The organism is Mycoplasmopsis columbina, from assembly GCF_900660685.1.
Taxonomy (GTDB): Bacteria; Bacillota_I; Bacilli_A; order Mycoplasmatales; family Metamycoplasmataceae; genus Mycoplasmopsis; species Mycoplasmopsis columbina.
Genome location: NZ_LR215041.1, coordinates 256,573 through 281,598, shown reverse-complemented (window position 1 = coordinate 281,598; position 25,026 = coordinate 256,573). Strand labels below are relative to the sequence as shown.

Sequence of the window (25,026 nt, the reverse complement as noted above, 5' to 3'; positions counted from 1 at the left end):
TCGTCTAATATCTATTATTTACTCTCTCATGATTTATACGATTTTTTTTCTCATATCATTCCAAAATCTCTTCTTCACTAAATTTAAGAAGTTTCATAGCACCTAAAGCTAGAGATAAAATTTCTGCAATAACGTGTTTGTTAGTGTGATACATTGCTTTTGTTACGGCATTAAAGAGAATTGTAAATTGTTCATTGATATCTTTGTTTTTTACAACTAGAGGTTCAATTTCAGGATTTAAATTATGAGTATAACCTAGTGAACCTAAAAAATGTAAAACATCAGCAAATTCTTCCAAAACTTTATCATTGTCAACTTTCTTATTAGCTTTTCAGTATTTAAAGGATTGAACTTCGTTAGCAAATTCTGCAATTTCAATTAAAACTGCTAACATCATTTGTTGGTGTAGTTTTTGACCTTTAATTGTGTTCAAATCATCTCTAGCAGAAATTTTTTCATCCAATTCTTTTTGCATTTGAAAAATACGAGTTAAATTCATATGCTTATTATATATTTAAATTTGAATATATATAGAAAAGTAAAAAAATAAAAAGAAACTTTTTTGTTTCTTTCTAAAGATTAAAATAAATTTCCTCTAATAATACTTCTTTAACACTGACTTTTTCCTTTGTTTTAAAGGTTAATAAATCATTTTTAATTACTCTAGTAAATACCTGTTCATCAAGATGAGGAATTTCCAAAAGCGGTGCTTTAATTTGTTGATAATTAACTCAATCACTTCACTTAATATCACTTGTAACAATTAAACTAAAATTGTTAAGAGTATAGTTATTTACTTCAACATTTGCTCCAGAACCTGAGAGAAAAGCTACCTTATCTAATTCAAAATTTTGATTTTTTATATTAGTTCTTAAAGCATTTAAGTTTAATTTGCTTTTTATTAGTTTAACTAAATCATAAAAATTTAAGTTATGACCCTTAATTACGGCTCCATAAGGATTTTCATCTTCAAATAAATAGTCTATTAAACCTAATTCTTCAACAATTCTCTTGGAAGTTCCAAAACTTGAATTATCAAAGTTTGTATGCAAAGCTAAAACATTAATTCTTTTAGCCTTTAATATTTCTAATATTTCTTTTTTATAGGGCGCAACATTAAATTCATCATCTCAAGTTTTTTGAAATTTGAATGGATGGTGAGTGATAATCAAATTAGCATCTAATTCTAAAGCTTTTGTCAACACATCATCGGTAAGATCTAGAGCTACAATTGCACCTTTAAATTTTTCGCTTAAATTAAATTTGACTGAAAAACCTGAAGGATCTCAAATTTCTTTTTTTTCTAAAGGATAAAGAGTGTGCAAATAGTTAACAATTTTTCTCAACTGCATTATTTTAAAAAGTCTTTCAATAAACGAGAACTTTTAGGATTGTTTTTGATTTTTTTCAAAATTTTGTTTTCAATTTGACGAATTCTTTCTTTTGAAACTCCACGTTCTTGAGCTAATTCATCTAAAGTGTGCAATCTATACTTGTTGTTATTATCTTCAGGGTTTTCCCCAACTCCATAACGTTTACAAATAAGAACATATTCATCTTCATCTAGCGAATCCTTTAAAATCCGATTTAGATTTTCTACCAATTCTTCACCAGCAGCAAAATCAGTTGGATTAATAACAGTTTCATCTTTAACAAAGTCACTAAATGATGAATCGTTTTCTTTACCAATTTGTTTATCTAATGAAATTGGATCTATATTGATTTTTCTAATGTATCTTACTTTTTCAGCAGTATAGTTGTTTCCGTATCTTTCTGCAATTTCACTATCAAGTGGTTCACGTCCTAATTCTTGTTGCAATTCTCTCTCAATTTTTGAAATTTTATTGATAGTTTCAACCATGTGAACTGGCACACGAATAGTTCTAGCTTGATCGGCAACAGCACGAGTAATCGCTTGGCGAATTCATCAAGTTGCATAAGTTGAAAATTTAAATCCGGTCTCAACATTATATTTTTGAACCGCTTTAACAATTCCACTATTTCCTTCGGAAATTAAATCAATGAAACTTAAACCTCTATTTTTATATTTTTTAGCATTATTAATAACTAATCTAAGATTTCTTTTGATTAATTTATCACGAGCTCTTTTGCCTCTAAAACCACCCTTGTCCATTTCTTTAGCCAGTTTTTCTTCTTCTTCTTTGGTAAGTAATTTTCCATACTTTCCAATTCAACGCATATATCACTTAACAATATCTTGTGTTTCAGTTAATTTGTTTCTTAATTCTTTGGCACTTTTCCTTGAACCCTCGTCAACTAAAGTAATATTGTCATCATCAAATTCTTCTAACTCATAGATTTCTGTTGTTTTTTTCTTGCTTTTTTTAGCTTTTAAGTCTTCTTCCTCAATTTCTTCTTCCTCTTCAGCATAACTGCTTTCGTCAGAATAATCGTCATCATCGTCGTAAGAATAATCTTCATCATCATAATCAGAGTCAAATTCCACATCACCAAGATAACTAGCTACTTCAGAATCATAACCTGAATCATAGTCTTCATCATCTTTTCTTTTTTTATCTTTGTTTTTTGATGATTTTTCATCATCATCTTCATAATCTTCATCTAATTCAATTTCTTCAGTATCAATGTTTTTATCTAAAGAAATACCCTCAGCTTCAAAATCTTCATAAAAGACATCATCCAAATCGCCTTCGTCGCTATCTTCGTTTAAAATGCCTCTTTGCATTAAAGTTTCAAAAACATCATCCATTTGTTCATCTAAAATTTCAATTTGAACTTTGTCTAGATATTCATAAACTTCTTCTTGAGTAACACTGGTTTTATTATTATTTTTAGCATGGTTTTCAATCATGCTAATAACTGTTTCTAAATTCGAATCTATTTTTTTAGTACTTTTGGCCATTTTCATTCCGCCTTCCATGAATTTTTCTAAGTTTTTTGTTTAACTCTCTTTGAGCTTGAATGGTGAAATTGTCAAAAATTTTTTCTTTTACCATATTTTTATAATTATTTAAAAAAGCTTCATCGCTCTCTCTCACTGCTCTTGAATAAGCATCATTGAAAACTAATTTATGTTGTTCTGGACTAATGTTTCGAAGTTCATCTAAAATTTCTGCATAAGCTTCTTCTTGAAAATAAGTAGTTTTTAATTCTTTAACTTTTTTAGTTGTTAAAAATTTTCTTTTTATTGTTAATAATTCTAGAAGTTCTTCTTTTAGGTTTTTATCTTCAAAACCTTCAAAACAAAATGCATCTGTATCAAAATCGTATGTATCAATGAATAAATCCCTTAAATCAGGAAATTCTAAAAGTAGAAAGAAAAGTTTATTAATTCAATCATTTTTCTTTACTTTATGTTTTAAATCAATGTGTGTTTCGTAATTTAAGTAAAAATTTGGATCTAGAAAATTTGAATTGTTATTCTCTAATTCATTTTCTTGATTTCAAAAACCAAATTCGTTTTGATCAAACTCATTTAAAGAAAATTCATTTGAATGTTGCAAATCTTTTGCTTTGCTTTTTACTTTGAATTCAAAAAAGAAATCATTTTCAATTTTTTTAGCATACAAATTGATAGTTCGTTCGTCTGCATTAGTAAAATAAGTTCCAAAAACATCAGTAAAATTAGTTAAATTATTCAATGCATTATCACTTGATTTTTTTACTAAATGATATTCTTTTACTAATTCTTCATAAATATAGTCATATGCGGCAATAGCTTGATCTATTAAATTTTTTAAAAAATTTGCTGAATTACTCTTTAAAATCTCATCAGGATCCAAAACAGTTGGATTTTGAACAACAAAAGTTTCAATTTTTGAATCTAATAAAAATTTGGCTGATTTTAAAGTTGCTCTTTTTCCTGCATCATCGCCGTCTAAAAAGAGAATAACTTTTTTATCTTTTAATAATCTTTGATGATTTTTAGTTAGAGCTGTTCCCATCAAAGCCACAGCGTTTTTAATTCCTGCCTTATATAGAGCTATAACATCAAAAAATCCTTCACAAATAATTAAAGTGTTACTATTATCTTGATTTGCTTGAAAATAGTTATATAAAATATGTGATTTTTTGAAAATGTTACTTTCAGCACTATTAACGTATTTAGGTTTTAAATCTTTTTCTAAAGTTCGAGCACTAAAACCAACTAATGAGCCATATTCATCGCGAATTCCAAAAGTTATACGATCTTTAAATGCATATTTTTCATCATGTGCATTTATTAGAGCAGTTTTTAGTAATAATTCTTTATTGTTAATAAAATCATTTTCAAACATGATTCTAAACATTTCTTCATTGGAATATCCTATGTCAAAATTGTCTAAAATCTCTATAGATAAGTCTCTTTTGGCAAAAAATTCTTTAACTTGAAAATTTTGTGTCTTCTTGAATTCTACTTTGTAAAAGGAATTTACACGTTCTAAAAATTCAATTAGATTTTTATCTTTTTCAGAATAAATTTCTTTTTTTTCAAAATGAAAATTAAGATCTTTTAAATCAATATTTGCTCTTTGAGCTAAGTATTCTAAAGCTTCAATATTTGAGATCTTTTTGTATTTACTAACAAATGTTAAAGCATTGCCTCCAACTGAACAAACAAAACATTTAAAAATTTGTTTGTCAGGAGAAATTGTCATTGAAGGATTAGTGTCTGAGTGGAAAGGGCAAAGAGAAACATAACTTCTTCCTTTTTTGGAAAGAGTTAAAAATTGGCTAATAACATCAACAATATCATTAGCAGCAATTACTGTTTCAAAGACATTAATGTTTTCAGAATTTGCCATTTTTCCCCTATATATCTTATTTATAGAATTATAAGTAGTTTAATAAATCATTGATCTTAATTCTTTTTTGTTCCATAGAATCACGATCACGAATTGTAATTGATTCATCTTCTAAAGTATCATAATCAATTGTTACACAATATGGAGTTCCAATTGAATCTTGTCTTCTATATCTTTTACCTATTGAACCTGTTTCATCATAAGTTGCAGAAATATTATTTTCAATTAATAAGTTAAAAACATTCATTGCTTTTTCATTTAATTTTTTAACTAAAGGTAAAATAGCAACTTTATACGGAGCTAAATTTTTGTTTAATTTAAGAACAATTCTCTCATCATTGTTATCTAATTGTTCTTCTTCATAGGCATCAATAATAATTGCAAACATTAATCTGTCAAGTCCCATTGAAGGTTCAATAACATATGGAATATATTTTTCGTTTGTATATGGATCTAAATAATCTAGTGCTTCACTAGTTGCTTCCATATGTGATTTTAGGTCAAAATTAGTCCTATTTGCAATGCCTAAAAGTTCTCCTCATCCAAAAGGAAATAAATATTCAATATCGCTTGTAGCTGATGAATAATGAGAAAGTTCTTCTTTTTCATGGGCTCTTAGTTTAATATTTTCTTCTTTTAAACCTAATGTTTTGACAAAGTTCATAGACTTATCAATGTAATATTGATGAATTGCATCCGCTTCATGTGGATTACAAAAAACTTCTAATTCCATTTGTTCAAATTCTCTAGTTCTAAAAATAAAATTACCGGGAGTTACTTCATTTCTAAAACTTTTTCCAACTTGCCCTATACCCATTGGCATTTTAGCACGCATGCTTCTTTGCACATTTTTGAAGTTAACCATAATACCTTGTGTAGTTTCTGGTCTTAAATAAATTGTACTTTTTGTATCTTCTGTTACACCTTGTTTAGTTTCAAACATTAGATTAAATTTTTTAATTTCACTTCATTCTGTTTTAGCACCATCATATTCTTTTAAATGTTGACTAAGGTAATTTTTCATTTCTTCAAAAGTTAAAGTTTCAGGAACTAAATCAGGATTTATTTCCTGAATTAATTTATCAGCTCTATATCTTTTGCCATTAGTTTTGTTTTCAATCAAAGGATCATTAAAATTTGAAACATGCCCAGAAGTTACTCAAACTTGTGGATTCATCAAGATTTTTGAATCTAAAAGAAAATTGTTTTTTTCTTTGTAAATAAATTCTTTTTTTCATTGATTTTCAATGTTGTCTTTTAAAAGAGAACCTAATGGTCCATAATCTCAAGTGTTGGCTAAACCACCATAGATTTCACTTCCTTGAAATACAAAACCACTGGCCTTTAAATGATTAACAATTTTTGTAACATTTTTATCAATATTTTTCATTTTTTAATCCTTAATATTTTTGACTAATAAAAGTATAAAAAAGGCCCATATGCCTTTTTTATTTATTAGTTAATTATAAAAGAGTTAATACTCCAACATAGTCTAAAATTGCTAATGCAACAATTACTAAAATTCCTAATAGTACCAACAATAAAACAATTAAAGCAAGAGGAATTCAAATATCTCTTTTGTAAACTTGTTCTTCTGCAACAACTGCATGTTCTTCTTTGATGTAAAGTTTGTCAAGATCAACTTGTGTGTGAGTTCAGAACTCTGGCATTGGGTTGACATTTCTATGTACAACATTAACTACGTGTTGTGTAGTTTCAACTGTTGTTGTTGGAGCTTGAACAACTTTGTGACAACCACAATTTTGACATAAGTTAGTGTGTGTTGCTTCTTCAACATATTTTGGTGTTTCTGGTAATTCTTCTTTAATTTTGGTTGAATCAACAGGATCTTTTGCTTCAACAGGAAGAGGATCTGTGTAAACAACTAATTCTTCTTTAATTGGAGTAAGATCTTGTTTAACACAGCATGTTCCTTGGCATGAAGCTGGGTGTTTTTCTTCTTTTTTAACTTCTTCGACTTTTTCTTCTTTTGCTACGTTTTGTGAAGTTGTATTTTCTAATTCATCACCTTCGATAATTGCAACTGAATATTTTTCTGGTTCAACTAAGTAATCAACTGGATATGGATATGATTTTTTAGCAACAAATCCAATGTGAGCTAATTCTAGTAAAATAAATGAAGTTTCATATGCTACTGAAGAATTTTCACCATTTTTATTTGTGTAGTATGCAAAGTTTTCAGGAACATTTTTAACATTTTCTTTAGCTGTTAATTTTTTAAGTAATGCTGCTTGTTGTTCTCTTGTTTTTTCACTAATGTGATCAAATAATTTTTTTGTTTTTTCATCTTTTTGAGCAGAAATGGCAGCAACTTCTTTTTCTAACGCTTCAAAGTTGTCATAGATTCTATCATAATCCTCAACTGGAACATTTTTTGCTTCAGTGTGAGTTGTAATGTATTTAAGTTTCGCAAGATATAGCGCAACAGCATCTAATTGTTTTTGTGTTTCTAATTCACTTAATCTTTCGTAGTAAGCAGGGTTAAGTTTAATTAAAGTTGTTTTTTCTAACTCTTCTTTTTCTTTAAGTTCAGATTCTAAAACATTAATTTTTTCTTCATATCTTGCTTTTAATTCTTCAACTGCTTTAAGATCAACTAAATCTTTACGTTCTTTTTTAGCAATTTCTAATTCAGCTGGGAAATATGTGTATGGGTCATGTAATAAAACAAAATCTAAATCTTTAAGTTTTTTTGTAAGTTTTTTTGAATCTAATTCAAAAGTTGAAGGATTAATTGACAATTCTTCACAAATTCCTTCATATGTGGCTCCACCATCAAATCCAGCAACTTTAACATAGTAGTTTCATACATCGTCTTCTAAGTCAGTTGTTAATTGACCCGCAAAAATTCTTTTATCATTTTGGAATCAAATAGCTGTTTCGAATTGTAATAGCATGTATCATTCAAGTGCCTCTTGTCTTGTTTTGAATTTTGCTAATCCTGTTTTAATTTTTGGATGTTTAAGTAATCAAGGGTATTTAGCATCTTGTTTTACTTCATAAGTACAATTTAATCTTTTCATAAATGCCTTTCTCTAATTGGTCTAATCTTGCTAATTTAATACTAAGTTAGACAAAATTGAGCTTAATTTTATTGTAATAATCATATGTTTATTATGTTTTAATTATAAAATAATATATATTTTAATTGATTAAAAATACACATTTTTTTATTTTTTTACTTTTTTGCCTTAAAAATAGCTTAATTCGTCACAAAAAAACTTTAATTATAATATACTACAAAAGTTAAAGCTTCATTAATATATAATATTTAATTATGTATAAAAAAAATAATATTTGTTTTGGAAGAATAATAAAAGTTAGTTTCAACAAACTAATAGTAGTGAATAATAAAAATTTTATTTTTACTATTCCGCATAAAAATATTACAGATTGAAAGAAAAAAAATATTGTTCAAGAATTTAAAGTAGGTGAAAAAATTAATTTCTTAATTGAAGAGTGAAGTAATGAAACTAAAACAGGAATAGGCAATTTTAAAGCTTTGCATGCAATTTATGCTCGTTCACCTTTTGAAGCAAAATTGCAACCAACAAAACATGGTTTTGATAATTTACTTGCTTCTGTTCAAGTTAATTTAAAAAAGATTTAAAAGGTAATAAATGAATACTATAAAGTTAAAAACATACAACTATTATCCTGATTTTAATAATGAAAATTTAAAAAACCGTGCCATTAATATTATTAATGCAATAAAAAATAAAACAGCTATTGGTTATGAAAACTTTGGATTTCATGAATTAGCATTAAATTTTAATCAAAGCAATGTAATTGAAATTGAAGAATTTGTACAAAAGTTTTTAGATTATCAAATTGAAGATTTGATTGTTTTTTCTAATTCACAAAGCATTGATAATTTTAAAATGGGTGAAAATTTTTTATTTGAAAATGATTTGTTAAAAAATTCAAAAATTAATTGTCATTTTTTTAATAATGATGGTTCTATCAACTTTTGATTTGAACAATTAGAAGAAATTAAACATTTATTAGCAAAAGAGACAACTGCTTTTCTATTCGCTTCTCTAACACCATTTAATTCTGCTTTTTTAAATTTTCTTAAGTACTGTTGCAATATTTATCAACAAAATATTGGCTATTATCGAGCTTTAGAAAAAATGTTTATTGTTGCAAAAGAAGAAGTTGAAGAGCAACTAATAAATTTAAAAATAGAAGAAAATAATGTTTTGATTGTTCCAAATATTCTACATAATCATTTTGCCTTTTTTAGCAAAATTAATCTTATTTTATTATTGACAAAAGGAGCTAATATTTCAGATCTTTTAGAAGGATATTCAATTGCCTCACAAGATTTTACAAGTAAAGATATCACTATTAATATTGCCTTTCAATTAGGTTATATTAATGCAGAATTAGTTAAAGACAATAAAATTAAATTTTTAATTGGAGCAAGCAAAAATTTAGAACAATCTCTTTTAAATATTTCAAAGTTAAAAAATCAACTTTATCTAAACAATAACATTTATACTTCTTATGCAATTTTTCCAGAAGACATTTATACATATGGTCAATATTTGATAGATACAAATTACCACAATAATGTTACTTTTTTTCAAATTATTAATGAAAAAACAGATTTTTTAATTAGTGATGAAATTAATTTAAAGGATATGAACTTTAAAATTAAAAATAACAAATTAAGTGAATATTCTTATCAGGTAAACAAAAGTTTAATAAATACTTTGTCAAATATTGCATCACTACCAGTATCAAAAATAACATTAACAGATAATAGCGAAGTTACTTTAGGAAAATTTGTAGCTCTTATTTATTGAGAATTTATTTACCAAACTTACCTTTTAAAAACTAATCCATTCAATTTTAAGGAATCATATGAATAAAATATTAAGAATTTTTTACCAAAATCCCTCTTTAATAGATGAATTAGAAAAAAATCAAGAACAAATAAATAAAGTTTATCAAAATGTTTTAAATCGGCAAATTATCGAGAAAAAATTTCTTGCATGAATTGATTTGCCAGAAAAAGAGTTAGAAAATAATAAAATTGAATATCTTGAAAGTTTAGCTAAAGATTTGGTTGATAAAGATATAAAAGTTTTAGTGGTTATAGGAACTGGTAGTGCTATTTTACCAACAAAAACAATTTACGAAAATATCTATAAAAAAGATAAAAATAAAAAAAATATTGAACTCCTTTTTGTTGGTCAATCTATTAGCGCTGAAAGTTTAATTGAACAATTAAAATATGTTGAAAATAAAAGATTTGCAATTAATGTTATTTCAAAAAGTGGAGCACCTATTGAACCTGCTTTAGCATTTCGTGAATTTAGAAAACTATTAGAAAGTAAAATAGGCGCAAATAATGCCAAAAAACTTATTTTTATAACAAGTGATTCAAAAAAAGGTGTTTTACATGATTTAGCTAGTGAAAACAACTACAAATTTCTTAATATTCCTGAAGAAATTGTTATTCGTTTTGCAGCTTTTAGTAATGTAACTTTATTTCCCCTAATGTGTGCAGGAATTGATGTTAAAAACTATTTAAAAGGTGCTTTAGAAGCAAATAAAAATTTTAAAATTTTTAATTTTGAACAAAATTATGCTTATAAATATACTGCTTTGAAGTATTCTCTAAGTAAAAAAATAAATGTTGAACTTTTTGAAATAATTAATTCAAAAAATTCAACAATATTAAAATGAATTATTCAACTTCTTGTTGAAACTAGATCTAAAAATGGAAAAGGTCTTTTTACTTCAAATACTTATAATTCTCAAATGAATTTAAAACATAAAAATGTCTTAAAAACTATTATTAATTTTAAAAATAATCAAGCGCAAAATTTAGATAATTTAGAAAAAGAATATTCAAATAAATTGCCCTATTTAGATGGAACTAAATTACATGAAGTAAATTGAAGTTTATTAAGAAAAAAACTAATTACACAAGAAAATTTTCTAGAGGAAGATGATATTAGAATTACTATAGAAAATATCAATGAATTCAATTTTGGTTTTTTATTTCAAATGTTTTTTTACATTGCAACAATGAATGGAGTTTTAAATGGAGTTAATCCATTTAATCAACCTGGAGTTGATGTTTATAAAAATAATATTTTTAAAAGTTTTAAAGAGTAGTACTTACTCTTTTTTATATATTTATATTTAAAAAATAATATTAGTATTATTATTTAATATTAATATACTAGTATTCCTATGATAAGTTTGGAGGGTGAATGAAGAAAAAGGTAATTTTAGGTATGTCTGGAGGAGTTGATTCTTCAGTTGCTGCCTATTTATTAAAAAAAGAAGGATATGATGTAGAAGGTCTTTTTATGCGGAATTGAGATTCAAATCTCAATAATGATTTTTTAGGTAATGAACATATTTCCCAGGATATTTGTCCACAAGAAGAAGATTATCAGGATGCACAAAAAGTAGCTAATCAATTAGGTATTAAATTACACAGAGTTGATTTTATTAAAGAATACTGAGACAATGTTTTCGAAAATTTTATTGAAGAATATAAAAAAGGGCGTACACCGAATCCTGATATTTTGTGCAATAAATATATAAAATTTAAAGCTTTTGCTGATTATGCTTTTAATGTACTAAATGCTGATTTTATCGCAATGGGACATTATGCAAATGTGATTGATGGAAAATTGTATAGAGCAAAAGATAAAGATAAAGATCAAACCTACTTTTTAGCACAACTTACTCATGAACAATTAAAAAAAGTTATCATGCCTTTAGCTAAATATGAAAAAAGTCAAATTAGAGAAATTGCACATGAATTAAATTTAGCAACTGCATCTAAAAAAGATTCAACTGGAATTTGTTTTATTGGAGAACGTAACTTTACAAAATTTTTACAAAATTATATCCCTGCTCAAGAAGGAGACACCTTTTCAATTTTAACAGGCAAGAAAGTTGGAAAACATGAAGGATGCTTCTACTATACTTTGGGACAAAGAAAAGGACTAAATTTAGGTGGCATGAGCGAACCTCACTATGTTTGTGGTCGTGATGTTCAAAAAAATATATTATATGTTGCACCTGCTTCAGATATGAGCTTTTTAACTTCAGATTCTTTATTAGCTTCAAATTTAAATTTAAATAATACTGATTATGATCCAAATAATTTAACTGCAAAATTTAGATATAGACAACAAGATATTAAAGTTAAAGTTGAATTATTAGAAAATAATTTTATAAGAGTAAATTATCCTGAAACTGCTCAAGCAGTTACTCCAGGACAACAAGTGGTTTTATATGACGGAGATAAATGCCTTGGTGGTGGAATTATTGAAAAAATTTACTTTCAAGGAAAAGAAAAAACATATGTTTAGGAGAAATTATTATGATGACATCAAAAGAAATTAGACAAAGTTGAATTAATTTTTTTAAATCAAAAGATCATTTAGAAGTTCCATCAAAATCTTTAATTCCTGTTAAAGATCCTTCACTTTTGTGAATTAATTCTGGAGTCGCTACTTTAAAAGACTATTTTTCAGGTAAAAAAGTTCCTCCAAAAAATCGTTTAGTTAATAGTCAAAAGGCAATTAGAACGAATGATATTGAAAATGTTGGAGTAACTGCAAGACATCATACATTTTTTGAAATGCTAGGAAATTTTTCAATTGGTGATTACTTTAAAAAAGAAGCTATTGCTTTTGCCTTTGAATATTTAACTACTATTTTGAAAATGGACATGAATAAGTTGTATTTTACTTATTTTAAAGATGATTTGGAAACAAAGGAACTTTGAAAAAGTCATGGAGTAGAAGAAAATCACTTAATTCCTGGAGATAGAAAAACTAATTTCTGAGATGTTGGTTCTGGGCCATGTGGACCAAATACTGAAATTTTCTATGATCGTGGCGAAAAATATGATCAACGTGGTATTGAATTATTACAAAACGATATAGAAAATGATAGATATATTGAAATTTGAAATATTGTTTTTTCAACTTTCAATAATGATGGAGAAAATAATTACACCGAATTAAAACAAAAAAATATTGATACAGGCGCAGGATTAGAAAGAATTGCATCAATTATGCAAGATGCTCCAACAAATTATGATTCTGATTTATTCATTAATATCATTAAAGAAATTGAAAAATTTTCAAATTACAAATATGATGTAAACAACTATTTTACTAGGGAAAAAGAGCAAGAATTAATTAATCAGCACTTTAAAGTTATTGCCGATCATATTAGAACTGCAACTAACGCTATTGCTGATGGAGCAAAAGTTTCTAATGTGGGTAGAGGTTATATTATTAGACGTTTAATTAGAAGAGCAATTTATAAAGGAATGCAATTAGGAATTAAAGATTTATTCCTCTATAAATTAGTAGAAGTAGTAAAAAATTCTCTTCCATTTGAATATGATGTTGAACCAGTAAAAAAAGCAATTAAAGATGAAGAAGAATTATTCCATAAAACAATTGAAAAAGGAAAATTATTACTACAACAATTTATTGATGAAAACACTAAGGAATTAAGTGGAAAAGAAGCATTTAAAATGTTGGATACATACGGCTTTCCTATAGAACTGACTATAGAAATTCTTGCCTCATCAAATATAAGTGTTAATATGGTTGAATTTGAAGCTGCAAAAGAAGAACATGCAATTAAATCAAGAGGTGATAAAGCCGAAGGTATGCAAGGAGTAATAAATTCATTAACTTTAATTGAAGACAAAATTGATGAATTTATAGGCTATGATTATCTAGAAGCAAAATCGAATGTTTTAATGCTTTTAAATAATGAAAACGAAGTAAATGAAATTAATGGTATTGGTTATTTAATTCTTGATAAAACTCCTTTTTATGCAACTTCTGGTGGACAAAATCATGATGAAGGATACATGATCCAAAACGGCAACAAAATAAAAGTTTTAGATGTCTTTAAAGACAAATTTGCAAATCATGTACATAAAGTTGAAGGTGTTGTTAATAATCAAGATCCAATCGAATGTTATGTCGATAGTGCAAAAAGATTAAATTTAGCAAGAAATCACTCTGCTACACACTTAGTTTTTAGTGCTTTAAGAAAAGTTTTAGGACCGCAAATTGAACAACTAGGTTCAGATATTACTTATGAAAGATTTACTTTCGACTTTCCAGCGGATGAAAAACCTACTGATGCACAAATTGCTGAAGTTGAAGCAATTATGCAAGAGATCATTAAAAGAAATATTAAACGTGAATATTTAAACACCACCACTGAAAAAGCAAAAAAAATGGGCGTTATTATGACCATCCAAGAAACTGAATATATGGATCCTAAAAATGTTCGTTTAGTAAAATGAGGAGATGTTACGAGCGATCTCTGTGGTGGAACACACTTAGAATATAGTTCACAATTAGAGAATTTTAAAATTGTTGCTGTTGAAAGAAAACAAGCTGGAGTATTTAGAATTAGGGTTGTTACTTCAAATGCTTTAGTTGACAAATTCTATAGCGATCAAGTTGATTTCTACTTAAATGAATTGAATAATATTGTAAATAAAACTAAATCATTAGACGCCAATTACAATTTAGAAATAAATTTAAATGATTTAAACAACATTGATAAATACAATTTAATCCTTAAACTTATTGAACAAGCAAGAGAAGATTTTAAAAAGGTCAACAAAGAAAAATCAAACATTGAATTTGATTATGAAAATGTTCATTTTGAAGATGTTAATAATAAAAAAATGTACTTTAATTTTAATTTAGATCCTTCACAAGTAAAAGTTATTGCTTCAACATTAAGAGAAAAATATCCTGATGCATATATTTTTGTAGGAACAAAAGATCAAAAACAAACTTTACTTGTGGTTGCTGTTAAAGTTGATAACGCAAATTTACTTTTCCAAAAAATTGCTAAATCTTTAAATGGAAGAGGTGGTGGTTCACCAATTTTAGCAATGGGAAAAATAGATAATCAAGATAATTTAGAAAACATTATTAAAGAGTTAGTTAATGCGTAAATTAGCCTTAGATTTAGGAACTAAAACTTGTGGTTTTGCCATTAGCGATGATTCTGGAATTATTGCAAGTAGTTTAAAGACTATTAACTTTAGTGAATTAGATTTTGATCAAGTTATAAACGAAATTAAAGAACTTAATTGCTTTAACACTATTGATACTTTAATTTTAGGACATCCATTACGCAGTAATGGTGATAAAAGTGAAAGAACTTTAATGATTGAAACTTTTGCACAACAATTAAAAAAAACTTTCAATCTTAAAGTTTTTTTAGTAGATGAATATGGTTCAACAATTAAAGCACAAAAAATTTTAAAAGAAGCTAAATTATCTATAAATAAGCGTAAAAAACATAAAGATACTCTTGCTGCAACCTTTATTCTTCAAGACTTTTTAGACTACGGAGGCAAAGAAATTTAATATGAGCATTGCAGTGAGAAATGGTTTAATTATTTCAGTTTTTGTTGTAATTACAATCGCAGCATTAATTTATGGTTTTTTATTTCTTAAAACTAGAAAATTAAGAAAAAAAGTTATTGATGAAGAAACTAAGAAAGCACATGAAATAATTCTAGAATTAAGAGGTGAAAATCTTGGTCAATTACCAATTGAATTAGAAAAACATTTAAAACCAAAAGTGGATAATAAAGATCTTGAAAATTTGATTAATACAACTTATTTAAACAAAGCAAAAAATACCTTAGTTATAGGTGAAAAAGTAGAATATGAATATGCTACTTTAAATTATTTAGGTTATGGAAATATTGAATTATTGAATCAAAATTTTGATGTTAAACAATGAAATTTAGCTGTGTTAGACTTTCCTCAATATTTTCCTAAAAAACCCCTATTAATTAAAGAAATTAACAAAACTTATAAATTGATTTTTGCAATTAATTCAAATTTATCAAATCAAGAAATTTTTAAGCAATACTTTTCTTTGCTAGATGAAAAAGGTATGCTAGTTGTTATTCAAAATAAAGAAAACAAAAAAGACTTAAAACTTATGGCTAAAATTTTAAAAGAACAAAAAATTCTTTATGAAATTAGTCATGTAAAAAACAAATTCCTCTACATTGTAAAAAAATAAAAAACCTTTCCCTTATTAAATTTATATTTAATAAAATTGATTTATTCTAAAAACATAAAGGAGCAAAAATGGCAATTAAGAAAGAAGATAAAATTTTACTTACCAAGGAAACTCTTGATAAATATCGTGCAGAATATGAAAATTTAATTAAAGTTGAAAGACCTGCTGTACAGGCCGAATTAAAAGAAGCTAGAGCGCAAGGTGACCTTTCAGAAAATGCTGAGTATGATGCAGCAAGAGATAAACAAGCTCAAATTGAAGGTAGAATTCTTGAATTAGAAGATATTTTACAAAAAGCAGAACTTTATGAAGAATCTTCTCGTAGTGCTTCTGCAAGACAAAAAATTGGTATTGGAGCAAAAGTTACATATCTTAATTTAAAAACTAACCAAGAACATGTTGTAACTATCATGGGTAGTCATGATAGCAACCCTTTTGAAGGCAAAATTTCAACTGAATCACCTATTGCTGTTGCAATTATGGATGCTGAAATTGGCGAAGTAACTGAAGTTGATGTACCAAATAAATACTCTATTAAAGTTTTAAAATTTGAATATTAGAATAATTGAAAAAATGGAAGGGGAAACGATGCTTATAGGAATAAGTGGAATGATAAGCAGTGGAAAAAGTACACTCACTGCAAGATTAGTTAAAGAATATAATAATGCAATGATGTTAGAAGAATTTGAAGAAAACAATGAAGTTTTTAACACATTCTTAAAATGATTGTATGAAAAACAACCTAATTTAACAATTGGTTTTCAATCATTTGTGGTTGAAAACCACACCTCAAAACTTTATGACACAATTCAAAATTTTAAAAATAAAGGTTATTCTTTTAAAAATAATCACTTATTTCTAGATCGCTTTAGTATTGAACATTACATTTTTGCAAATGTAAATTTAAGACCTAAAGGACCCAAATATTTAGCGGGTTATGATGCATTATTTACGCATTTAATTACTGAAGATGAAACTCCTGATTTAGCAATTTATTTAGACATGTCATTTGAAACGTTTAAAAAACGTCTTTTTGCAAGAGGAAGAAATGTAGAGGTAGAAAATTGAGAACAAAATATTGAATATTTTAAAACATTATATGATCTCTATAAACCTCTTTTCATCAAACAAGCTGAAAAAAACAATTTAGACTATGTTATTATAGAAACTGATAATTTGACAGAAGATGAAGTTTTTGCTAAAGCTAAAGCAATCATTGATAATTTCGATTTTAGTAGCAAAAAACGTTATTTAGAGGCCTAAAATGATAATTGCTATTAGTGGAATGATTGGTGCGGGGAAAAGTACTCTTGCCAAAGCTTTAAATCAAACTTATGCAGATTCAATCCTTCTAGAAGAATTTGCTAATGATGATATTGTTTTTAATACTTTTTTAAAATGATTGTATGAAAAAAAAGAAAACATTGATATTGGTTTTCAAGCATACATTTTAGAAAGTCTTTCTGATAATTTTCAAAAAACCATGGAGAAATATCAAAATTTAGGTTATCGTGCAGAACAAAATCATGTTTTTTTAGATCGCTTTAATTTAGAACATTATATTTTTGCAGTAGCAACTTTAGCCAAAAAACCTCCTAAATACTTAAAAGCTTTTGATGCTATGTTTCATGAAATTATCGATATGAAAGAAAATCCTGATTTAGCAATTTTTTTAGATATATCTTTTGAAACTTTTAAAGAGAGAATTTTTGAAAGAGGAAGAGAAAGCGAAATTAGTAATTTTGAAGATAATAAAGATTATTTTCTTCAATTACATGATCTTTATAAAGAACTTTTTATTGCTTTAGCTTCTAAATATCAAATTCCCTATTTCATTATCGAAGTGAATAATAAAAGTAACGTTGAAGTTTTAAGTCAAGCAATACAAATTATTGAAAATTTTAAAAAACAGTAAAACAAAATGAATATTTAAGGAGTAAGATGGTAGATTATCGCATTGAAAAAGTTTTATTTTCACAAGATCAAATTGAACAAAGAATTAAAGAACTAGCAAAATGAGTTAATGAAACATATGCGACAAGTTCAAATTTAGTTTTAGTTGGTCTTTTAAAAGGTTCAATTCCTTTTCTAGCACAACTAATTAAAGATGTTACAATTGACCATGATTTAGACTTTATGACAGCTTCCTCATATGCTGGCGCTCATCATTCATCAGGAAGCGTTAAAATTATCATGGATTTGGCACAAGATATTCAAAACAAAGACGTTTTAATTATTGAGGATATTGTTGACTCTGGTATAACTTTACAAAAAATTAAAAATATTCTGGAAGCTCGTAAACCACAAAGTTTAAGAATTTTAACCTTGTTGAATAAACCCATGAACCGTAAAGTGGAATTAGAAGTTGATTGTGTGGGATTTGAAGTACCTGATGCTTTTATCGTTGGTTTTGGTCTTGATTATAAAGAAAAAATGCGTAATTTGCCTTACATTGGAATTTTTAATAAAAAATACTTATAAATTAAATGGCTCTACAGCCTTTTTTATTTACACTTTGATGAATTAAAAAATAATAAAAAATTGAATTAAAAAAGGAACAAAATTGTTCCTTTTTTTACTTTTTAGTTTGTGCTTAAGATTCTTGCTTTTTCAAGTTCATATCTTTGTAATGAACCATATTTTCTCTTGATTACGTAGTTTTCAATAGGCATTGGTAAGAAGCTTAATGCTCCATAGATTAATAAAGTTACTACAGTAAGTACACGAGAAATTATAGCGTTTGTAAATAATTCTTGAGCTTGTTTTAAGTAAACTTCATTTGCTTCTGGATTTGCAGCTGGTTTTAATGTATCAGCTACAGCTTGATTGCTTCATCCAATTAATAAGAATAATTCGATGAATGGTACTGCAATTGTTACTAATAAAGCAGCTGAAACCATAAGTACGGCTGTTCAAGCGTAGAATTTAAAGCCTTTAACTTCTTGATTAATTTTAATTTTGCCTGTTTTTTTGTTTCTAATAGCTCCAAAAATTGACATGGTAATGAAACCGAATGTAAATAGAGCTGTTCAGTTAGACATTAAGTCAGCAAAGTAGTAAAGTCTTGCCATTGATTGTTTTGCATCATTACTGTAGATTGTGTAATCTGCACCAGGTAAGTAACCTAATGCACCAATTAAAGTAAAGATAATAACAACTGGAATAGTAATTACTAATGAATAAACAATTCCAACTACTGGTTTATTTGGATTTAATTTTTTGTAAACTCTTTTTCAGAAAGGTAATTCACCTTGTGCTAAAAGATCTTCTACATAACGAGGCGCTCACATTGAGAAACCATTAATAATTCCAAGAACACCAATAGCAATCATAATGTTCATGATTCCAAAAACAATTCTTCCCGCTTTTTCTCCCATAGCATTTTTCATGAAATCTAACATTCCGTAGAATGATCCACCGTTAATTGACATTGAGATTGCAATAACAATGTAAATAATAGTTGTAATTCCTAATCCTAAGAATAGAGCAAGAGGAGTTTTTTTAGGTTCTTTCATTTCTGAAGAAATACCTGCAGCAACATAGAACCCATCATATGCGAAGAAGATTGCTGTTAATGATAAGAAAACACCAAAACCAGCACCTAATCCGAAAATTTCTTTGAATTGTGCACCTTGTGCAACTGTTTTTGTAACGGCTTTATCTAAACCGGCATGAATATCTGCTGTACCACCTTTACCAATGATTGCAAGTATAATACCCAATAATGCAACAAAGGCTAATGGTAAGAATTTAATGTAGGTAACAATTTTGTTTTGAACGTCACCAACTTTTGATCATAATGCAGGAACTACAAGGAAGTAAACTGTCATAACTAATGAAATAATTGTTCAAATTAATCAGTCTGCACTAGTTCCAAATGTAAATGAATCTTTATCAATTAATGATCCTATACCATCTTGTAATGGTAAGAACACATAAAGAGGCATAAAGAAGTATGTTAATGGTAAATAAACATATACCATGAAGTTTTTAGTAGCATTTGCCACAATTTTACCGTTGAATACTTTTGCTCAACCAATAAGTGACAAGTTGTCATTTTTAACACTCGCAATTTCAATTAAAGCAATCCCCATTGCAATAACAGCAAATGAGGCAAGAATTCAAGAGATAATGGCAAGAATTAAACTACTTTGAGCATTGCCAAGAACACCACCAGATTTAAAGAAAATTCCAGCTCCAACAGACCCACCTATAACAATAAGCATCGCTGAGAAGAAAGAAATTTTTCTTTGTTTAGAAGGTTCTTGAGCAAATTTTGTTTCTTGTTCTTTGCTCATAATTATCCTTTTATCTTTCTATATTTTTTTGTATTTTAATTGTCTTAAATCCCTATGTTTAAGAACAATTAGGTTAATTTTGTATTATTAATACATTGTAATTTTATAATATTATTTTAAATAGTGAGAAATCTTATATCTTTATTAAATCGTAATTGTTATTTTTTTATATTTTGCTAATTTATTTAGGAAATTATCCATTAATAACTCTAGTACCTGAGGTACCATTAATTGCTTCTCCCACTTTTTCAAGTGAGGCAATGATTGCAACATTGTTTTTGTTTTCTTTAACAAAGGCGATTGCTGCTTCAACTTTTGGAAGCATGCTACCTGGAGCAAATTGGTTTTGTTTAATGTATTCTTCCAATTCGCTTACAGTAACTGTTTCTAGTTTTCTTTGATCTGGTTTATTGTAATTTACGTAAACATAATCAACTGCTGTTAGAACAATAAAGTTGTCGGCATTAACTTTAGAAGCAATTTTAGCTAAAGCAAAATCTTTGTCAATAACTCCGTCAACTCCTTCATAAGTTCCATCAGCTTTTACAATGGTTGGAATTCCTCCACCACCACCTGCGATAACTACAGCACCTTGATCAAAAGCTTTTTTAATACCATTCATACCAACTACATCAAGTGGTTTTGGTGATGGTACAACTTTTCTATATCCTCTACCTGCATCTTCAACAATTGTTGAATTTGGATTGTTTTTCTCTGCATCTTCTTTTGTTGCATAGAAAGGTCCAACTGGTTTAGTAGGATTAGCAAAAGCTTTATCATTTGCATCAACAATAGTTTGAGTTAAAAAGTATAAAACATCTTTATCGCCCAAACCTTCTTTGTGTAATTCATTTGAAATAGCTGTTAACATGTGGTAACCAATGTAACCTTGGCTCATTCCACCAGCTTCAGCAAATGGTACTAATGGTGTTTTTTCATTAACTTTTTTTGCATCTGCAAAAGCGTTGAAGATCATTCCAACTTGTGGACCATTTCCGTGTCCTACTAACACTTGGTGACCTTGTTTAATTAATTCAGCTACTTTTTTAGCTGGAACTTTTACAAGTTCTTTCTGTTCTTGTGGATTATTTCCTAATGCGTTTCCACCTAATGCAATAACAATTTTTGACATCTTTTAAATTTCCTTAAAAAACTAATTTACTATTGAATTAGTAACCTAATGTTGCTAAAATAATAGCTTTAATTGTGTGCATACGGTTTCCAGCTTGTTGGATTGATTTGTTGTATTTTGATTGGAATACTTCGTCAGTAACTTCCATTGCACCTGTTTTAACAACTGGATATTTGTTTCCAAATTTTTCTTTAATTTCGGCTGAGAATAAAGTGTGGTCATCGTGGAAGGCTGGTAAGCAGTGTAAGAAAATTACATCTTCTTTAGCAGCTTTAATCATTTCCATATCTACTTGGAAAGCACCTAATTCTTGGATACGTGGTTCAAATAATGAGAAATCTTCACCTAATGATACTCATACGTCTGTATAGATAACATCTGCACCTTTTGCAGCTTCTAATTTGTTATCTGAAAATGTTACTGATCCACCATTACGTGCAAATAATTTTTGAACTTCTTCATAAACTGCTTTGTGTTCTGGTCCATTTTTAACAATTTCGTGTTGTGCTTTAGGTCCACATAATACAATGTGCATTCCAAAGAAAGCAGCACCAATCATTAATGAACGAGCAACGTTGTTTTTGATATCTCCGGCAAAAACAATTTTTTTACCTTTTAAATCACCTTTAAATTCTTTTACAGTCATGTAATCTGCAAACATTTGTGTTGGGTGTTCTGCATCAGTTAAACCATTTCATACTGGTACACCTGAGTATTTAACTAAAGCATCAACATCTGCTTGTTTGAATCCACGGAATTCAATACCATCATACATTTGCCCTAAAACCATCGCTGTATCTTCGATTGATTCTTTTTTACCAAAGTTTGAACCTGCAGGTCCGATGTAAGTACATGATGCACCTAAATCAGCAGCTGCCACTTCAAAAGCACAACGTGTTCTTGTTGAATCTTTTTGGAATAAAATAACAATGTTTTTTCCAACAAGAGGACGTGAGTTAACGTGTAATCCTTGTTGTTTTGCTTTTTTAAGATCGATTGAAAGATCTAATACGTAGTTAACTTCATCTGTTGTTAAATTTAAAGCTGAATCTAAGCTACGACCTAATAAATTAATTGGCATATTTCTCCTTATAAAATTATCTATTGTAAAAATTAATTTGTTTTTGTTGCTTTTTTATAGTTAGATAAATTTAATAAGAAAAATGTTAAAGAGTATTAATTATTTAAATATGAATAACTAAAATTATTTAACATCTTCTCTTACTAATGGCATTGACATACATCTTGCTGAACCCATACCAAGTGATAATTGGTTACCTTCAAATGAAAGTACTGTTACACCTGCTGCTCTAAGAGCTGCTTCAGTTTTGATGTTTCTTGAATAACCAACAACAACGCCTGGAGCTATTGTTAAGTAGTTTGTACCATCAAAGTGTGTTTCAATATCAATGTCTAATTGAGTAGCACCTTTACCTGCAATAGGAATAAGAACTGGTTTAACACCAATGATGCTTTCTAAAACATCTGCTAATGGTTTGTTTGTTTCAACCATTTCAATTTCTTTTGATAAGTCAATTTCTCAAACTTTTAAAACTGATAGCATGTTTGGTGAGTATAAGAATTTATCTTTATCTACCATTGTCAATCATGTATCTAAGTGCATTAAGTTTGGCATTGGTGGCACATTAATTGCAACGATTTTTTTGAATTTTGCTTCTTTATTGTTTTTAATTTTTTTTGCGATTGTAAGGATAGCTTCTTTGTTTGTTCTTTCACTAACCCCAATTACTAATGTGTCTTTGTTGTAGATGAATACGTCACCACCTTCAATGTTTCCTTCATCTAAACGATCAAATCAATGTGGTGTTGTTTTGTAATCTGGATGAGTTGCAAAAATAAATTCTGCAAAAATTGTTTCTCTTTTTCTTGTTACATATTTCATGTTGTTCAATGAAATACCATTACCTGCTGATGCAAATGGATCACGTGTAAAGTACAAGTTAGGCATTGGATCAACAACTAATTCAGTTTCTGATTCAACATTCAATTCTTGCTTAGAAACACCGGCCATCATTGTTCTTACCATTGCTACTGGTGTTCCTTCTTTTGAAAGTACATAGCTTTTAACTTTAGCTCTTAAATCTTTAGTTAAAGCTGGTTCTGCCTCATCAAGTCATTTTTCAATAAACGCTTCTCTTTCTTTTTGAGTTGCGTGGTATGTATAAGTTTCAGCAACAAGATCTGAAAGTTGGATAACTTTAATTCCTTTGTCTTGTAAAATTTTTAAGAAACCTTTGTGCTCTTTAATAGCTTCGTTTGGTTCTAAAATAGCTGAAAATAATAATTCATCAAGACGACTAGGTGAGATGCGCCTAATTTCGTCTCCTGGAGTGTGAACTAAAACTTCTTTTAATTCACCAATTTCACTATAAACGTTGATTTTACTCACGAATTTCTCCTTGTAAGATAAGATAATAATTTTGTTTCAAAGGTAAAGCATTAGTGTGACTTTACCTGCTCTTACTATACTATTTTTCAAAAAAAGAAAAAAATTTTTCAAATTTATTTTTCAGTAAAAAAACTTATTTTTTTGATGAAAAAAGTTATATTTTTGCACTTTTCAATGTTTTTACAACTTTTTATAATAAATTTAATTTTTCCTATTTTTAAATTATTAATCAATATCAGTATTCTTAGTGATAATTAATTTGTCAATATTCTATTTTTTTATAGTATTTTTTGACAATTTTGAAAAATTGAAATTTACTATTTATTTGTTTTTTGTTTTAATAAATTTACTATTTTTTTCTATCAAATAGTCAAATTAGTCAATCTAAATATTCAAAGTTTGCAGAAATAAAGAAAAAAGACAATTTTGAAAATTGTCTTTTAATTTATCTAACTATTTAAAGCCATAAAAAAACTTCGACAAAGCGAAGTACATTTTCATGATATGGTGGCTCCGGCAGGAATCGAACCAGCGACACACGGAGCTTCAGTCCGTTGCTCTACCAACTGAGCTACAGAGCCAAATGGCGGTCCAGACGGGGATCGAACCCGCGATCTTCTCCGTGACAGGGAGACGTATTAAACCACTTTACCACTGGACCTTTTGGTGGCGGAGGTTGGATTTGAACCAACGACCTCAGGGTTATGAGCCCTGCGAGATGCCTAACTTCTCCACTCCGCGATGTGATTAAATTGGCGCTTTTACAAGCAAATGGCGGGTGATGAGGGATTCGAACCCCCGCGGGCCGTGAAGCCCCTGGCAGTTTTCAAGACTGCTCCCTTCAGCCGGACTTGGGTAATCACCCTTGGTGGACCCAACAGGATTCGAACCTGTAACCAACCGGTTATGAGCCGGTTGCTCTAACCGTTGAGCTATAGGTCCGAAAAAACAGTTAGGCAAAATTCCATATAAATTGGTAGCGTCGATGAGATTCGAACTCATGACCTTCCGGGTATGAACCGGATGCTCTAACCAACTGAGCTACAACGCCATAAAATGGTGGAGGATATGGGATTCGAACCCACCACCCCTTGCGTGCAAGGCAAGTGCTCTAGCCAAATGAGCTAATCCCCCATGGTGAAGAAGACAGGATTTGAACCTGCGACCACTTGGTCCCAAACCAAGCGCTCTACCAAGCTGAGCTACTTCTCCATGCTAATGTGATAAAAAGCATGATTATTATAGCATAGAAAAAAATCAATAAAAGTATTTTTAGTTTTTTTCTAAATAATATTTTTTTCAGCTCTTGACAAAATAAATTTCAATTAC

Annotated in this window: 21 protein-coding genes and 8 tRNA genes; 11 read left to right on the top strand and 18 right to left on the bottom strand. The window is 28.2% G+C overall.

All coding sequences use genetic code 4. From position 1 onward, the window contains the following. Positions 1-4: 4 nt before the first annotated feature. The 6 genes from EXC37_RS01425 to EXC37_RS01400 form a co-directional block, all read right to left on the bottom strand. Positions 5-499, bottom strand: a complete 495-nt coding sequence (locus EXC37_RS01425) for a dUTP diphosphatase (protein ID WP_006608541.1) — start codon at positions 497-499, stop codon at positions 5-7. A 73-nt stretch (positions 500-572) separates the two neighbouring features. Continuing rightward, positions 573-1,352, bottom strand: a complete 780-nt coding sequence (locus tag EXC37_RS01420) for a Nif3-like dinuclear metal center hexameric protein (protein WP_029892053.1) — start codon at positions 1,350-1,352, stop codon at positions 573-575. Continuing rightward, entirely contained in the window at positions 1,352-2,902 is a 1,551-nt protein-coding gene (locus EXC37_RS01415) for an RNA polymerase sigma factor (RefSeq protein ID WP_318023701.1), read from the bottom strand. The genes EXC37_RS01420 and EXC37_RS01415 overlap by 1 nt, the downstream gene beginning before the upstream one ends. Beyond that, entirely contained in the window at positions 2,868-4,766 is a 1,899-nt protein-coding gene (gene dnaG / locus EXC37_RS01410) for a DNA primase (RefSeq protein ID WP_029892055.1), read from the bottom strand. The genes EXC37_RS01415 and dnaG overlap by 35 nt, the downstream gene beginning before the upstream one ends. Positions 4,767-4,794: 28 nt before the next feature. After that, positions 4,795-6,156, bottom strand: coding sequence for a glycine--tRNA ligase (locus EXC37_RS01405; protein ID WP_006608544.1), 1,362 nt, complete (start codon positions 6,154-6,156; stop codon positions 4,795-4,797). Positions 6,157-6,229: 73 nt separating this feature from the next. Next, positions 6,230-7,810, bottom strand: a complete 1,581-nt coding sequence (locus tag EXC37_RS01400; protein ID WP_051660720.1) for an MAG3090 family protein — start codon at positions 7,808-7,810, stop codon at positions 6,230-6,232. A gap of 254 nt (positions 7,811-8,064) precedes the next feature. On the opposite strand from EXC37_RS01400, the gene EXC37_RS01395 reads away from it, so the two are divergent. The 11 genes from EXC37_RS01395 (at position 8,065) to hpt (ending at position 18,338) form a co-directional block, all read left to right on the top strand. Continuing rightward, a complete protein-coding gene (locus EXC37_RS01395; protein ID WP_006608546.1) occupies positions 8,065-8,397 on the top strand; it encodes a hypothetical protein in 333 nt (110 codons plus the stop codon). 10 nt (positions 8,398-8,407) lie between these two features. Then, positions 8,408-9,664 carry a glucose-6-phosphate isomerase gene (locus EXC37_RS01390; protein WP_006608547.1) on the top strand — a complete coding sequence of 419 codons (1,257 nt, stop codon included), beginning with the start codon at positions 8,408-8,410 and terminating at the stop codon, positions 9,662-9,664. Then, a complete protein-coding gene (locus EXC37_RS01385; protein ID WP_051660721.1) occupies positions 9,657-10,919 on the top strand; it encodes a phosphoglucose isomerase-related protein in 1,263 nt (420 codons plus the stop codon). The genes EXC37_RS01390 and EXC37_RS01385 overlap by 8 nt, the downstream gene beginning before the upstream one ends. A gap of 98 nt (positions 10,920-11,017) precedes the next feature. After that, positions 11,018-12,133, top strand: coding sequence for a tRNA 2-thiouridine(34) synthase MnmA (gene mnmA / locus EXC37_RS01380; protein WP_006608549.1), 1,116 nt, complete (start codon positions 11,018-11,020; stop codon positions 12,131-12,133). A gap of 11 nt (positions 12,134-12,144) precedes the next feature. Then, complete coding sequence (alaS, locus tag EXC37_RS01375; RefSeq protein WP_036445938.1) at positions 12,145-14,769, top strand: alanine--tRNA ligase; 2,625 nt, start codon at positions 12,145-12,147, stop codon at positions 14,767-14,769. Beyond that, complete coding sequence (gene ruvX, locus EXC37_RS01370) at positions 14,762-15,187, top strand: Holliday junction resolvase RuvX (protein ID WP_029892059.1); 426 nt, start codon at positions 14,762-14,764, stop codon at positions 15,185-15,187. Before alaS ends, ruvX begins: the two co-directional genes overlap by 8 nt. 1 nt (position 15,188) lies before the next feature. Next, the gene (locus EXC37_RS01365; RefSeq protein WP_006608552.1) at positions 15,189-15,857 is read left to right on the top strand and encodes a BC85_0335 family putative methyltransferase; all 669 of its coding nucleotides are present in this window, start codon (positions 15,189-15,191) and stop codon (positions 15,855-15,857) included. 68 nt (positions 15,858-15,925) lie between these two features. Next, positions 15,926-16,417: a transcription elongation factor GreA gene (greA, locus tag EXC37_RS01360; protein ID WP_006608553.1), complete on the top strand. Its 492-nt coding sequence runs from the start codon at positions 15,926-15,928 to the stop codon at positions 16,415-16,417. Positions 16,418-16,445: 28 nt separating this feature from the next. After that, a complete protein-coding gene (locus EXC37_RS01355) occupies positions 16,446-17,120 on the top strand; it encodes a deoxynucleoside kinase (protein WP_029892060.1) in 675 nt (224 codons plus the stop codon). A gap of 1 nt (position 17,121) precedes the next feature. After that, entirely contained in the window at positions 17,122-17,772 is a 651-nt protein-coding gene (locus EXC37_RS01350; RefSeq protein WP_006608555.1) for a deoxynucleoside kinase, read from the top strand. A 26-nt stretch (positions 17,773-17,798) separates the two neighbouring features. After that, on the top strand, positions 17,799-18,338 hold the full coding sequence (gene hpt, locus EXC37_RS01345) for a hypoxanthine phosphoribosyltransferase (protein WP_029892061.1): 540 nt from the start codon (positions 17,799-17,801) through the stop codon (positions 18,336-18,338). Between the two features lie 101 nt (positions 18,339-18,439). Here hpt and EXC37_RS01340 read toward each other — a convergent pair whose 3' ends face one another. From EXC37_RS01340 to EXC37_RS01285, 12 genes are all read right to left on the bottom strand, one after another. Beyond that, positions 18,440-20,155, bottom strand: a complete 1,716-nt coding sequence (locus tag EXC37_RS01340) for an APC family permease (protein WP_029892062.1) — start codon at positions 20,153-20,155, stop codon at positions 18,440-18,442. A gap of 193 nt (positions 20,156-20,348) precedes the next feature. Then, complete coding sequence (gene arcC, locus EXC37_RS01335; protein WP_006608557.1) at positions 20,349-21,287, bottom strand: carbamate kinase; 939 nt, start codon at positions 21,285-21,287, stop codon at positions 20,349-20,351. A gap of 37 nt (positions 21,288-21,324) precedes the next feature. Then, positions 21,325-22,368 (bottom strand): ornithine carbamoyltransferase, encoded by a 1,044-nt coding sequence (gene argF, locus EXC37_RS01330; protein ID WP_029892063.1) that lies wholly within the window; start codon positions 22,366-22,368, stop codon positions 21,325-21,327. A 123-nt stretch (positions 22,369-22,491) separates the two neighbouring features. Continuing rightward, complete coding sequence (locus tag EXC37_RS01325) at positions 22,492-23,697, bottom strand: arginine deiminase family protein (protein WP_006608559.1); 1,206 nt, start codon at positions 23,695-23,697, stop codon at positions 22,492-22,494. A 505-nt stretch (positions 23,698-24,202) separates the two neighbouring features. Next, positions 24,203-24,278 (bottom strand) — tRNA-Phe (locus EXC37_RS01320). A 3-nt stretch (positions 24,279-24,281) separates the two neighbouring features. Continuing rightward, positions 24,282-24,358 (bottom strand) — tRNA-Asp (locus EXC37_RS01315). Between the two features lie 3 nt (positions 24,359-24,361). Next, positions 24,362-24,438, bottom strand: a tRNA-Met gene (locus tag EXC37_RS01310). A gap of 31 nt (positions 24,439-24,469) precedes the next feature. Next, a tRNA-Ser gene (locus tag EXC37_RS01305) sits at positions 24,470-24,562 on the bottom strand. A gap of 1 nt (position 24,563) precedes the next feature. Continuing rightward, positions 24,564-24,639 (bottom strand) — tRNA-Ile (locus tag EXC37_RS01300). Between the two features lie 32 nt (positions 24,640-24,671). After that, positions 24,672-24,748, bottom strand: a tRNA-Met gene (locus tag EXC37_RS01295). A 6-nt stretch (positions 24,749-24,754) separates the two neighbouring features. Beyond that, positions 24,755-24,831: transfer RNA gene (locus tag EXC37_RS01290), tRNA-Ala, on the bottom strand. Between the two features lies 1 nt (position 24,832). Then, a tRNA-Pro gene (locus EXC37_RS01285) sits at positions 24,833-24,909 on the bottom strand. Positions 24,910-25,026 lie beyond the last annotated feature (117 nt).